This window comes from Chryseobacterium sp. MEBOG07 (assembly GCF_021869745.1).
GTDB lineage: Bacteria > Bacteroidota > Bacteroidia > Flavobacteriales > Weeksellaceae > Chryseobacterium > Chryseobacterium viscerum.
On sequence record NZ_CP084579.1, the window covers coordinates 2,075,006 to 2,087,260 of the forward strand.

A 12,255-nucleotide genomic window follows, 5' to 3' on the forward strand; every position below is an offset into this window, starting at 1 on the left:
AAAACTAAGAGAGAATTAAATATTTTAAAAATTCACCAAAATAGATTACAAAAAATAAAGGGGTGAAAATTTAAAACCAATTGACCAATTATTTGATTATTAAGAAAATAAGAGCTACTGCAACTACAGGATAGGAAGGGCAAAAAACTTTGATAAGAACAAAAAAGTGATTAATTTTGAACTGTAAATCATAACACCAATAGCAATTGCTATCAGGTAACAAAATACAAACCGTATCCTATTACTATAAAATGATGTAGGATCGCAGGACGGGAAGATGTAATCAACGACATTACCCATTACTAAAATACACTCTCAATCGAGTAAGATTTTCAATAATAGAAAGCCCTTTGCCCCTGAAATCTTAAAACATTCTGATGTGCAAAAATCAGGAATTCACCCAGGAAGCAGAATAAAGGCTAATCAGATCTATTTTTTTCAAGAATAAATAACACATTTCGTGCAAGCGGAAAACAAAAACTTTGTTAGAAATAATGAAGGGTAATTTTTGTAATAGAGTATATAATCGTCTGATTATTAAAAAATAAGAGTTACTGCAACTACAGGATAGAGAGGTCGAAAAACTTTTATTAGACCAAAAAAAAGAGGAATTTTGCACTGTAAATAATAGATAATAATTGAATCCAGAAAGCCAATTACACGAAGAACATAAGCACTAAAGAAAATTAAAATAATCATGGAAGAAAACAATAAATTTACCCAAAGAGAGGAGTTGAAAACCTATTTTGAAACAGGTAAATATCCAACACAAAGTCAATTTGGTCAATTCATAGATAATTATGTCCATTTAAATGAGTTTAATTTCGGACTGGAGGTGAAGGCATCAGGAAATTGGAAAGGGAAAAACTATCATTTCTATGTAGCTGAAAATATCCAGAAATCAGGAAGAGGACATCTAAACATTGAAGATGATGGGACAGGAACACCGAAGATCGATAAATATAAGCATGTTTTAAGTGGTAATGTAAAATATAAATTACTCAATATAAAATTATCAAACGACTTAGATATTGATAAATACCAGCCTCAGATTATCATCAAACGATACAAGCAGAAAAAAAGGCTTCAAAGTGGTCGTTTTAAAGAGGCTGGTTATTACAAGGAACGCCCATTAGATGCAAAATCTTTAGGTAGACAGTCCGAATATCCTGTAACGTCTAATGAAATGGTGATCGATATTAATCCTATTAACTATTTCAGGCCCAATGCGAGTTTAAAAGAATTTTATCCATCAGGCACCTTCAACAGACCTGGTTCATTTAGATATTCAGTTCATCATAGAAAACCATTTTCTCTTATTCAAGTGCTTTTGGAAATTAATGTGAATGGAAAAAAATATAGATCGGCTCCCGTTAATATAAAAATTATTTTAGGACGAGACGATACTGATGTGATCAATTATATTATTGATTAATACATCCCCTCAACCGAGTAAGATCCTCAATAATGGGAAGCCTTTTGCGTCTGGAATACTGGAATTTTCTAATGAGCGATCATAAGAATCTCCTCCATGAAGCAGAACGATAGATTATTAAATCTAAAATTTTCTTTCAGACGTAGGATTTATTCTTTAAAAAGTAGGAATTCCAATGAGTGAGAAACTTTCCACAAAGAACCGCTGCGGCAGTTTGGGTAAGACTCTCTAATGTGAGCTACTTTTCGGTTGAGGTTTATTAAAGCAAACCTCAGAATAGAGTGGAAATCTCTTTAATAAAGATGGAGTACACGCTATTTATCAACATACAAACATACCCTCAATCGAGTAAGATCCTCAATAATGGGAAGCCTTTTGCGTCTGAAATACTGGAATTTTCTAATGAGCGATCATAAGAATCTCCTCCATAAAGCAGAATGATAGATTATTAAATCTAAAATTTTCTTTCAGACGTAGGATTAATTCTTTAAAAAGTAGGAATTCCAATGAGTGAGAAACTTTCCACAAAGAACTGCTACGGCAGTTTGGGTAAGACTCTCTAATGTGAGCTACTTTTCGGTTGAGGTTTATTAAAGCAAACCTCAGAATAGAGTGGAGACCTCTTTAATAAAGATGGAGTACACGCTATTTATCAACATACAAACATACCCTCAATCGAGTAAGATCCTCAATAATGGGAAGCCTTTTGCGTCTGAAATACTGGAATTTTCTAATGAGCGATCATAAGAATCTCCTCCATAAAGCAGAATGATAGATTATTAAATCTAAAATTTTCTTTCAGACGTAGGATTAATTCTTTAAAAAGTAGGAATTCCAATGAGTGAGAAACTTTCCACAAAGAACTGCTGCGGCAGTTTGGGTAAGACTCTCTAATGTGAGCTACTTTTCGGTTGAGGTTTATTAAAGCAAACCTCAGAATAGAGTGGAGACCTCTTTAATAAAGATGGAGTACACACTATTTTATCAACATACAAACATACCCTCAATCGAGTAAGATCCTCAATAATGGGAAGCCTTTTGCGACTGAAATATTGGAATTTTCTAATGAGCGATCATAAGAATCTCTTCCATGAAGCAGAACGATAGATTATTAAATCTAAAATTTTCTTTCAGACGTAGGATTAATTCTTTAAAAAGTAGGAATTCCAATGAGTGAGAAACTTTCCATAAAGAACTGCTGCGGCAGTTTGGGTAAGACTCTCTAATGTGAGCTACTTTTCGGTTGAGGTTTTCTTTTTAGCAGCCTATTAAAGGATGCTTTCAAAAATATAAAAGACTAAAAAACCAATGGAGCCTAAACAAATACAAAAATTATTTACTCATTTAGAACAGGTTATTACATGGCGTATCAATAATCCTTCAGAAGATTTTACTATAGGAGCACCTGAGTTTAAACCTAATGACCATGAAGGCTTTCAATTAGGCGACTATATTTCAGGGAAAGAGCTTGTCCATCAGGAAGTTGTTATTCTTCTAATGGCTTTATTACCACGATTGGATCCATCATTGCTGAAACGCATTTATCTGGAGTTCCCCAATACGATGTTGTTTGACTTTTGTTCAACCAATGATAATGGCAGGCTCTTTTATCCTACAGTTCAAGCGATACAATATGTTCTGGGTGGAGATAATATTTCAAAACGATTGAAAGCACTGGATTATTTGAGTCCAGATTCAGTTTTGATAAAAGAAGAACTCATTGTTTTTTCAAATTCAGCACACGAGTATGCCTCAATGAACAGCCAGATAAGTATCCACCACGAAGCTTTTAATACAATAATCTTTGGATCAGAAATATTGCCGAAAATGAGCAATGATTTTCCAGCAGAACAGCTGAACACGGGTAGATCCTGGACAGACCTGATCCTTCCTCAAGCCACGTTACATGAACTTCAGAGTATTGAAGCCTGGTACAACAGCAGCCGGATTCTTATGGAAGACTGGGGCATGCAGAAAAAACTTAAGCCGGGCTTCCGGGTATTGTTTTATGGAGAACCGGGGACCGGGAAAACTCTTGCAGCCAGCCTTTTAGGAAAATATATCAAACGACCTATTTTCAGAGTAGATGTTTCCATGCTGGTCTCAAAATATATCGGAGAAACAGAAAAACAATTATCGAAATTATTTGACAAAGCTGAAAATAAAAACTGGATTTTATTTTTTGATGAAGCAGATGCTATTTTCGGAAAACGAACCTCTGTAAGAGATTCTCACGACAAATATGCCAATCAGGAAGTTTCTTATTTGTTACAGCGGATAGAAACATTTTCAGGGCTTATTATTCTGGCATCCAACTTTAAAAATAATATGGATAAAGCCTTTACGCGACGCTTTCATAGCTGCATACAATTCAACAATCCAAAGCATGAAGAGCGTCTGCGTATCTGGCAGCAAAATTTACCCAAACAATTACAGCTTGAAGACATCAATCTGGAACACATCGCCAAACGATACGAACTCACCGGCTCTAATATTATGAACGTCATACAAGATGTAAGTTTAAAAACAATTGCATTAAAAGAATCTGGGTACAAAGTAAGCTTAGACATGCTGTTAGAAAGTATCAAAAAAGAATATGTGAAAGAAGATAAAATATTTACATAAGAATTGGTGATGTAAACTCATTCAATTTTAAAAATAAAACCGATGAAAACAAATATTCTATTATTGCTTCTATTGAGCAGTCTTCTATTGGGCTGCCGAAGTAAGCAGAAAATGACAACCACTTATAAAGAAGATAGAAAAGAAACGGAAAAAGTGAAAACGGATTCTTTGAGCGTACACCACTCAACATCAATTCAAAATGAATATGCTGATACTGTAGTACAGGAAAAGAAAAATGAAATATCCGGAGATCTGTTGATTACAGGAAAATCCGATACATCCAATCCCTTTGTTTATCATAATGTTATAGGAAGTGATACTGTTCAAAGTATTTCCATCATGGGAAATGCAGAATACACAATCAATACCCATTATACAAAGGCTGATCGTAAAAAATCAGTAGTTAAAAAATCAGTGTTTACAAATAGTATTCAGGATTCAGCTCAGAAAATAGTTTCAAAAGAAGCCGTCAAAGAAGTAGCTTCGAAAGTCACTGAAGAAACAAAAAAAGTAACAGTGAGTGGATTTGAAATTGCAGCCTGGATTTTTGTTACCATCTTGGGAATCACGTTAATACTTCTCTTTTTCACCTATAAATATTTTAAGAAATGAAAACATCACAAAAAGGAATTAACCTGATTTTATCATTTGAAGGTTTCAGTTCCAAACCTTACCTCGATTCCGCAAGAATTCCTACCATAGGATACGGAAATACCTATTACCCGGGTGGAAAGAAAGTAACCATGACAGATCCTGCCATCAGCAAAGAAAAAGGAGCAGAACTATTTTCCTCTGTTTTACCAACCTATGAAAAAATAGTGTACAATAAAATCAAAGTGGGGCTTACCCAAAATCAATTTGATGCCCTTGTATCGCATACCTACAATACCGGAGGCTCAGATGGTTTGTTTTCTTTAGTCAATAAAAAAGCAGGAGAATCTGAGATCAGAAATTGGTTCACTACGAAATATATTACCGCTGGTGGAAAAACTTTAAATGGTTTGATCCGAAGAAGAAAAGCGGAAGCAGATATGTTTTTTGAGAAATAAAAAATCCCCACCTGGTAGTGGGGATTAGTTTTATTGTTCTTTTGATAACATATTTTCAAGCTCTGTGAGCATATTCTCAATTCTGACAATCTTTTCATTAAATCCGTTTTCAAAGGCTTTAAATGAATCTGTAGCCAGCTTAACTGTAATTTCTTGATGTTCCTTATTGTTTGAGCCAATAAGGTTTTTTATGTGTTCTAAACCTTGATTATAATTTTTATCATTTCTAATTTCTGTAATTGAATTTTTCAATTCCTGTACTTCTTTTAAATTCATTGTTAATAATTTTATTTACATCGAATATACAAACAATCCAAACTCAATTCTTACGGATTCCCGTAGAGTTATTACTACAGAGGCACCCGGGAAAATACGGGTTATTATAATGAAGTATGAAAAACCATGTTGGCTATTTTGTCGTATATAAAACAGAAGTCAGAATTCTTTACAATAAAAAATCATAAGGTTTAAAAATAAAGCTCATGTTAAATTGAGTTTTCATGATTATTAGTTTTATCCTCGGAGATCCGGGGATTTTTTATTGCTAATTAGTCACTATATTTGGATATATAATAATGATTTTCGTATAATTGCGCCGAACTAAAAATTATTATAACTATGAAAAAATTACTTTTCGCTTCAGCTTGTGCTTTAACATTGTTATCATGCGTAAGAGAAGAATCAGAGATTCAGGGAGAAAATGATAGTAAAAATATCAATAAATCCACTTTAGTTAAAGGAGGTGAAGCTTCCAAAACTTGGGAAAGAGTTATCACGCGTTATTACAGCAATACTTTGATGAAGCATTACTATGGTTCGCCTAATCAATTGCCGCCTGGATTTCCGGCGCTTGGATGGAGAGATGAAGGAACGGCATTTATTTTAGCAGGAGAGTCAGGTTTAGGACATATTGATCCACTTTATAGCATGGTTCACCCAGGCAATGGAGATAATGTAATAATTTTCGCCCATGATATTCCTGCCGTTGCGGCACTAGGTTATCAGCAAAAAGAATTAATAGGATATGCTTATGGTCCTGATGCGACACCAGTTTACAGGTATTATAGACCTTCAAAACATGGACATTTATATACAACTAATTGGAATGAATTAGGCGGAGGAGGTAATGGATGGACGTACGAAGGTATATTTTTCTATGCTAAATAAACTTATTTCATCATTTGTGTTTTTTAACCTCCCAATATCTATGGGAGGTTTTTTTGTAGATAACTTTTAAATGCGTCAAGTTCTGTCATATAAAGGGTTTTGTTTTGTCCCATGAAAATTTAACAGCGTTTTGTTATGTTTTGGTTCAAAATGTACATGGTTTTGCGATATGAAAACGATCGGAAATTTAGAGTTATTTACGTTGGAAAGTAAAGAACCTGTAGCATTAACGCCTTTAGAAGAGCGTTTGCATGCCGGAGGTTATGGTCTTTTTCCCAGTGCTGCGCTTGACTTTCCTGATGAATCGATTGATTTTTTAAAGCTACTGGTAAAGGATCCGGTGACGGCTTTCTGTAGAGATAGTTCTACAGAAATTCACCTACCACATCACTGGCTAGTGAATTGATAATTTGGTATCTTTAATTGTTCGATTAATTTATATTTCGGATTTTATGTATTCAACGTCCAATACTGGAGGTTTTTTTGATTTTAATGATGCATGACAAACCATGTCGGTTACTTTGTCGTATATAAAACAGAAGTCGGAATTCTTTACAGTGAAAATTATAAAGTTTAAAAATAAAGCTCATGTTTAATTGAGTTTTCATGGTTATTAGTTTTTATCCTCGGAGAGATCCGGGGATTTTTTTTGCTTTTTCTCAGGTCCGGTAAAAGACACCATTCAAACTATTACCAAATCCCGTAAAATTTAAATTGTTGCAAATTGTATGATCATTTGTTTTGTTGTTGTTCAAAATTGCAACAATTTTGTTTCGTGAAATTACGAGGCACCATCAAGGAAGCAACCCATCCTTCTAAAAATAGAATAATAATTGAATTTCAGGATATAAGAAAAAACTGCTTTTTGAAGTGAAATGTTCTTTCAATCCTATGCGATAGAGCTGTAGAATTTCATTCAATACATGATAAAAGATATAAAAGAAAAAGGCGTCAAGTTTTAGACGCCTTTTTATAAATTATTTATGATTAGACTGCATAATGCCTTTGACAAGCCCAAACTCTCTATTAATACGTATAAAATTCAAACACAAATAGTATAATAAAGACAGAAATAATTACGGATTTATTTCCAAAGTTTAGAGTTTGTTCGCTAAGAAAGCTGTTCGCAAACTAAAGCTATGTAATTTTTCTTTGTATTGCATAGTTTTAGCTTGCGACAAAAGTATAAATTATTATCACACGAAAAATGCCCCCTGTTAATGCAGGGGTTTTATTTTGGTAGGGTAATTCTACGGGCATTTAGCGGATCAAGATAGGCAAGCTTTTTCTCGGCTACCATTTTTTCAAATAGTTTATTTCTTTCGGGAATTGGTAAATTTATTAGTTTATCCAGTTCATTTATATCCGTCCCGTTAGATCCGCCATTTACTTTATGATCTTCTTTTACTTTCTCTAGAATTTTCGCTTCTACCTCTTCCATGTTTTCCATGGAGTAAAGATACTAATCTTTGAAGATAATTTAAGACTCCTCATTTTTGGGCTTAAAGTTTCTTCCGGCTCCTTGTCTTAGAAAGGTGATTTTTCCTTGTGTTTGCTTGGCTTTTTCAAGAACTTCTAGCGCTTTTGTTCGTTCGTTCATTTTACCTGCATGCGTTATACTACCTTGATTTTCAATTTTTTTCATGTATCAATATAGTGAAAATAAATGAGAAAAACAAATAATAAGCATTTCAAGTTCCGTGCTGGGGTCTGTTATGGTTTATAAGTACAGTTATATCCGTAAATTCCCCAATATCTTTTTTCATATTCTAAAATTATTTTATGTTAAATCTCTAATTGAGGAATAATTGTTATATTTGGGCTTAAACTAAAATCAAAACCATGAAAAATTTCAAAAAAATTTCTAGAGATCAGTTAAAACAAGTAAATGGTGGCGGAGGCCGAGATGGTATTTGTAAACCTCAATACATATGGGTTTGTGAAGCTACAGGTATTTGTGGACCAGAATCAGATGCTGCTTGTAATTGCTATTGCATTCCAATCGTTTAAGATAAGAATAGATCCCTCACTTTGAGGGATTTTTTATTGAAATAGGGCAGTGGTATTGCAGACTATTTTCGTTTGTCGAAAGTTCGAACTCTTCCAACTAAATAATTTCTAGAAAGTTTAATTTTTTTTTAAGTGTTTTTATAACATATTATTAATGCAGATAAAACATACAGTTATTTTATTATGTTAAATCTCTTATTGGGGAATAGTTGTTATATTTGGACTTAAACTAAAATCAAAACCATGAAAAATTTAAAGAAAATTTCAAAATTGAAATTAAAGAGTATTAATGGAGGAGGCAAAGGAGGTCCGTTCAATTGTCCTCCAGGATATTTTCACTGTCCGCTTCCTTGGGGAAATGAAGGTATTTGTCTTCCTCATGAAAATCATATGGCTTGTCCGGATTTATAAGATACAATCCCTCATTTTGAGGGATTTTTTATTGGAATAGGGCAGCGGTATTATAGTCTGCTTTGGCCTGTTGAAGGTTGGAGTCCTTCCAACTTACTATTATAGTGTATCAAAGTCAGTTATTTTGAAGATTATCCCTCTTCAATTCTCTTTCAATTTCATCTATGTCTGGTAGGGGAGAAAGAAAACTTTCTTCGATATATTTTCGGATATTTTCATCAATCTTATTGTTTATCTTTCTGATAAAAAGCTGATTACTGGATTTTAGGGACTTAATATAATTGAATGTATTCTGTTGATTGGGGAAGATCGATTTCTCAAGCACGGCTCTTTTATCATCATTGATGATAATATCATTAAATGACGTATTCATCAGAACGGTTTGAAAAAATGATTCTGCAGGTAAAAAAGTATGAAAATAGTAATCTTCAAAATCCATTACCATTTGGTTATTGGCTAAAAATGAGCAGGTTTCTCTTGTGAAAATAAACCATTTTCCTCCGATATAAGGAGTCACTCCTTTCATAAATGCTCTTTTATAAATAAGTGATGAGATCATATGAGCTAGCTCGGTAAAATGATTTTGTATTCTTTGAAGAGTATCTGGTCTGTAAAATTTCTGATCATAATAAAAAAGATAATTTCGGCCTTTATTGATCGTTAGAAATTCTCGGATAATATTTTGTGACTTAAGGGGATAGTCTTCACCACTAAGGTTAATAAAATAATCCCATTCCCGGCTTACATTTAGGAGAAACTCCATGGCATTAAGCTCTGCCTGAACCATGCTGAATCCCCCGGAAACGATATTCAGACTGTCTAGAATATAGACATTAGGAAACTGAATGATATAGAGTTGTATTTCTTCTCTAATTTTTGATTTAGTTTTTCTATCAATATGGATAAGATAGAACTGATCTCTTGTATAGATCTTCTGAAACATCTCTTTAAATAGCTCAGGCTTATGATGTACCATGATAAAATAAGCAATTCTTACATGTGGAGATGTAGGGGAGCCTAAAGTCTTGGGATAGGGGTATGCTATGGGGGAAGGCGTTTGCATATTTAGGATCTTAAAATCATCCGCATTAGCAAATAATAGGGTTGACGTGCGAAAGCTACGAATATATTTTTGATAATCAATCGATTAAATGCGTTTTTTTTATTGTATTTTTGCAAAACATTTATAAAACAGGTCACTGCCTTTGCTATTCTGTAATAGTTTAAAATCACAATTTTTTCTTTCAGTTTTGCTTTTTCAGCTACCAATTTATAATCAGTTTCAACAGCAGAAATCAAAGATTATAAAGTTCTATTGTAGATAAAAGCGATATGTTATTGCTGGTTATCAATGATATATTAAGGTCATTATTGTAGCTAAAGCAAGAAAAAAGATAAACAAAAAAGGAATAGTCTTTACTAGTTTGTCAATACACCAACTCAAATTCTGATAATCAGATTTGCTTACAAACTACCGGAAGACCGGAATTTATAATGAGTTTTAAAAATTTAAATTTAATCAACCCAATTATCCGCGCAATGACAGAAGCCGGATATTCTAAGCCTACTGAAATACAGTATACCGCAATTCCGCATATTTTAGCTGGAAGGGATATTGTAGGGTGTGCCGAATCGGGTTCGGGGAAAACGGCTGCTTTTGCAATGCCTATTTTGCAGTTGCTAAAAAGACATACCCCGGAACATAAAGAAATACGAACTCTGATACTTACTCCAACACGAGAATTAGCGATAGAAATAGAAGAAAATCTTGGAATTTACAGTAAGTATTTACCATTGTCTCTACTTTCCATTTATGAAGGTGTTTCTATTGGGAGCCAGCTTGCTGCTCTTAGAAAAAGGGTAGATATTTTGGTGGCAACACCTGGAAGACTGCTGGATTTGATTAGCCATAGACATATTGATCTTTCTAAAATAGAAATATTTGTTTTGGATGAGGCAGACAGAATGCTTGATAAGGCATTTGTAGATGATGTAAAAAAGATTTTAAAACTGATTTCCGCAAAAAGACAAACCTTATTTTTCTCTAAAACAATGCCGGCAAGTATAAAAAGTATTGCCAAAACGATCCTCAATAATCCCATAGAGGTTATTGTGAACCCCGTTTCTTCTACAGTACAACCTGCTAAGCAGTCACCCTTTTTTGTAGAAAATAAAAAAAAACGGATTTACTGGTTGACGGCATCGGGAGAAGTAACCGCTATCTCATTGTGTAATGTGGATAAGCGCTTAGAACGTAAAAATATTCAAAACTGATACGGCTTACTACCTGTCAGGGATTTTTAATAAATAAAATCTGTAAAGTGTACAGATAAAATATACAATTTTTAATAATAATTACAATGCAAGAAGGCACCGTAAAATTTTTCAATGAAGCAAAAGGCTTCGGGTTTATTACTCCGGCAGATGGAAGTAAGGACATATTTGTACATTCTTCAGGATTAACTACAAGAGTGATCCGTGAGAATGATAAAGTAGTTTTTGATGTACAAAAAAGTGATAAAGGTTTAAATGCTGTTAACGTAAAGTTGGCATAATTTAGATTTCAATTACAAGTATGTTAATGTAACATCCTTTATAATATCAAGTCTCATATTTTTATATTTTTTTACAAATTCAAAATCCGTACTCTTTAGTATCTGGATATATGGTTTGAAAGAACATTGATGTCAATGAGATTCGTTTTTATTTTCATCATGTTCATTGCCTCTTACTATATGTGAGAGGTTTTTGAGGGATTTAAATAGATGAGACTTGATATATAATTGTTACAGTGATTATGATAGCAATTATATATATTCTAATTTCTCAAAAGCTTCAGAAAATAATATGATTATTATCAATAGTTTTAATGAGTATAAGGCTCTTGAGGGTCAGATAATAGGAGCTTCTGCCTGGCATAAAATAGATCAGGCGCAGATCGACAGATTTGCAGATGCAACTTTAGATTATCAGTGGATTCATACTGATAAGGAAAGAGCAGAAAAAGAGGGTCCTTTTAAATCTACCATTGCTCATGGCTATTTAACATTGTCTTTGATTCCTTATCTCTGGAAGCAGATTGCAGATGTTAGAAATGTAAAAATGGAAATCAACTACGGAATAGAGAACCTTAAATTTGGAGAAGCTGTTCCGGTAAATAGTGAGGTAAGACTGCAGGCAACTGTAAAATCAGTAATCAACCTTCGGGGGACTGTAAAGGCTGTTGTTGAGGCCAAACTATTAATCAAAGATCATATAAAGCCAGCCTATACGGGTGATGTGGTTTTCCTTTATCATTTTATCAACGCCTCTTAAACCTCAAATATATTTCGGTTTCGTTTCCGGCGTTACTCTTTTCCTTCTGTCTGGTGTTCCGTCAGACTTATCAGACTTTAGATCTGGTTTAATTGCTTTAATGGTTTTCATACTACATTGTATTTAATGTATACAATGTAAGACCATATACACTCCTTACATTAAGTGAAACTATATTTTTAGAAATGTCTTGTTCTAATGTACTGCGCTGGTATATCAATTTTCCTTCATTTTCTAATGAGA

15 protein-coding genes are annotated in these 12,255 nt (G+C 33.5%); 11 read left to right on the forward strand and 4 right to left on the reverse strand.

The annotated features are described in order from the left end of the window. Positions 1-697 precede the first annotated feature (697 nt). The 4 genes from LF886_RS09410 (at position 698) to LF886_RS09425 (ending at position 5,109) form a co-directional block, all read left to right on the forward strand. Positions 698-1,435 (forward strand): hypothetical protein, encoded by a 738-nt coding sequence (locus LF886_RS09410; RefSeq protein WP_236853856.1) that lies wholly within the window; start codon positions 698-700, stop codon positions 1,433-1,435. 1,308 nt (positions 1,436-2,743) lie between these two features. Continuing rightward, complete coding sequence (locus LF886_RS09415; RefSeq protein ID WP_236853857.1) at positions 2,744-4,060, forward strand: ATP-binding protein; 1,317 nt, start codon at positions 2,744-2,746, stop codon at positions 4,058-4,060. A 42-nt stretch (positions 4,061-4,102) separates the two neighbouring features. Beyond that, a complete protein-coding gene (locus tag LF886_RS09420) occupies positions 4,103-4,672 on the forward strand; it encodes a hypothetical protein (RefSeq protein WP_236853858.1) in 570 nt (189 codons plus the stop codon). Further along, on the forward strand, positions 4,669-5,109 hold the full coding sequence (locus LF886_RS09425; RefSeq protein WP_236853859.1) for a lysozyme: 441 nt from the start codon (positions 4,669-4,671) through the stop codon (positions 5,107-5,109). Before LF886_RS09420 ends, LF886_RS09425 begins: the two co-directional genes overlap by 4 nt. Positions 5,110-5,139: 30 nt before the next feature. On the opposite strand, the gene LF886_RS09430 is transcribed toward LF886_RS09425, so the two are convergent. Continuing rightward, positions 5,140-5,385 carry a hypothetical protein gene (locus LF886_RS09430; protein ID WP_236853860.1) on the reverse strand — a complete coding sequence of 82 codons (246 nt, stop codon included), beginning with the start codon at positions 5,383-5,385 and terminating at the stop codon, positions 5,140-5,142. 342 nt (positions 5,386-5,727) lie between these two features. Between LF886_RS09430 and LF886_RS09435 the strand changes: the two genes are divergently transcribed. Both LF886_RS09435 and LF886_RS09440 read left to right on the forward strand, forming a co-directional pair. Beyond that, positions 5,728-6,276 (forward strand): hypothetical protein, encoded by a 549-nt coding sequence (locus LF886_RS09435; protein WP_236853861.1) that lies wholly within the window; start codon positions 5,728-5,730, stop codon positions 6,274-6,276. Positions 6,277-6,445: 169 nt separating this feature from the next. Next, a complete protein-coding gene (locus tag LF886_RS09440) occupies positions 6,446-6,682 on the forward strand; it encodes a hypothetical protein (RefSeq protein ID WP_236853862.1) in 237 nt (78 codons plus the stop codon). Between the two features lie 825 nt (positions 6,683-7,507). On the opposite strand, the gene LF886_RS09445 is transcribed toward LF886_RS09440, so the two are convergent. Together LF886_RS09445 and LF886_RS09450 are read right to left on the reverse strand one after the other, a co-directional pair. Then, positions 7,508-7,717, reverse strand: coding sequence for a hypothetical protein (locus tag LF886_RS09445; protein WP_236853863.1), 210 nt, complete (start codon positions 7,715-7,717; stop codon positions 7,508-7,510). Between the two features lie 39 nt (positions 7,718-7,756). Next, positions 7,757-7,921: a hypothetical protein gene (locus LF886_RS09450; RefSeq protein ID WP_236853864.1), complete on the reverse strand. Its 165-nt coding sequence runs from the start codon at positions 7,919-7,921 to the stop codon at positions 7,757-7,759. A gap of 197 nt (positions 7,922-8,118) precedes the next feature. Between LF886_RS09450 and LF886_RS09455 the strand changes: the two genes are divergently transcribed. Further along, the gene (locus LF886_RS09455; RefSeq protein ID WP_236853865.1) at positions 8,119-8,286 is read left to right on the forward strand and encodes a bacteriocin-like protein; all 168 of its coding nucleotides are present in this window, start codon (positions 8,119-8,121) and stop codon (positions 8,284-8,286) included. Between the two features lie 243 nt (positions 8,287-8,529). After that, positions 8,530-8,697, forward strand: a complete 168-nt coding sequence (locus LF886_RS09460; protein WP_153816318.1) for a hypothetical protein — start codon at positions 8,530-8,532, stop codon at positions 8,695-8,697. A gap of 115 nt (positions 8,698-8,812) precedes the next feature. Here LF886_RS09460 and LF886_RS09465 read toward each other — a convergent pair whose 3' ends face one another. Further along, complete coding sequence (locus LF886_RS09465; protein ID WP_236853866.1) at positions 8,813-9,760, reverse strand: beta-1,6-N-acetylglucosaminyltransferase; 948 nt, start codon at positions 9,758-9,760, stop codon at positions 8,813-8,815. 476 nt (positions 9,761-10,236) lie between these two features. Here LF886_RS09465 and LF886_RS09470 point away from each other — a divergent pair, with 476 nt between their 5' ends. From LF886_RS09470 to LF886_RS09480, 3 genes are all read left to right on the forward strand, one after another. After that, positions 10,237-10,971 carry a DEAD/DEAH box helicase gene (locus LF886_RS09470; RefSeq protein WP_236853867.1) on the forward strand — a complete coding sequence of 245 codons (735 nt, stop codon included), beginning with the start codon at positions 10,237-10,239 and terminating at the stop codon, positions 10,969-10,971. Positions 10,972-11,057: 86 nt separating this feature from the next. Then, complete coding sequence (locus LF886_RS09475) at positions 11,058-11,252, forward strand: cold-shock protein (RefSeq protein ID WP_103232247.1); 195 nt, start codon at positions 11,058-11,060, stop codon at positions 11,250-11,252. A 292-nt stretch (positions 11,253-11,544) separates the two neighbouring features. After that, positions 11,545-12,012, forward strand: a complete 468-nt coding sequence (locus LF886_RS09480; protein WP_236853868.1) for a MaoC family dehydratase — start codon at positions 11,545-11,547, stop codon at positions 12,010-12,012. Positions 12,013-12,255 lie beyond the last annotated feature (243 nt).

Coding starts and splice junctions, on each gene's coding strand:
- LF886_RS09445 (WP_236853863.1), bottom strand. CDS start 7,717: ATGGAAGAGGTAGAAGCGAAAATTCTAGAGAAAGTAAAAGAAGATCAT.
- LF886_RS09470 (WP_236853867.1), top strand. CDS start 10,237: ATGACAGAAGCCGGATATTCTAAGCCTACTGAAATACAGTATACCGCA.
- LF886_RS09455 (WP_236853865.1), top strand. CDS start 8,119: ATGAAAAATTTCAAAAAAATTTCTAGAGATCAGTTAAAACAAGTAAAT.
- LF886_RS09450 (WP_236853864.1), bottom strand. CDS start 7,921: ATGAAAAAAATTGAAAATCAAGGTAGTATAACGCATGCAGGTAAAATG.
- LF886_RS09415 (WP_236853857.1), top strand. CDS start 2,744: ATGGAGCCTAAACAAATACAAAAATTATTTACTCATTTAGAACAGGTT.
- LF886_RS09480 (WP_236853868.1), top strand. CDS start 11,545: ATGATTATTATCAATAGTTTTAATGAGTATAAGGCTCTTGAGGGTCAG.
- LF886_RS09465 (WP_236853866.1), bottom strand. CDS start 9,760: ATGCAAACGCCTTCCCCCATAGCATACCCCTATCCCAAGACTTTAGGC.
- LF886_RS09435 (WP_236853861.1), top strand. CDS start 5,728: ATGAAAAAATTACTTTTCGCTTCAGCTTGTGCTTTAACATTGTTATCA.
- LF886_RS09440 (WP_236853862.1), top strand. CDS start 6,446: ATGAAAACGATCGGAAATTTAGAGTTATTTACGTTGGAAAGTAAAGAA.
- LF886_RS09425 (WP_236853859.1), top strand. CDS start 4,669: ATGAAAACATCACAAAAAGGAATTAACCTGATTTTATCATTTGAAGGT.
- LF886_RS09410 (WP_236853856.1), top strand. CDS start 698: ATGGAAGAAAACAATAAATTTACCCAAAGAGAGGAGTTGAAAACCTAT.
- LF886_RS09460 (WP_153816318.1), top strand. CDS start 8,530: ATGAAAAATTTAAAGAAAATTTCAAAATTGAAATTAAAGAGTATTAAT.
- LF886_RS09430 (WP_236853860.1), bottom strand. CDS start 5,385: ATGAATTTAAAAGAAGTACAGGAATTGAAAAATTCAATTACAGAAATT.
- LF886_RS09475 (WP_103232247.1), top strand. CDS start 11,058: ATGCAAGAAGGCACCGTAAAATTTTTCAATGAAGCAAAAGGCTTCGGG.
- LF886_RS09420 (WP_236853858.1), top strand. CDS start 4,103: ATGAAAACAAATATTCTATTATTGCTTCTATTGAGCAGTCTTCTATTG.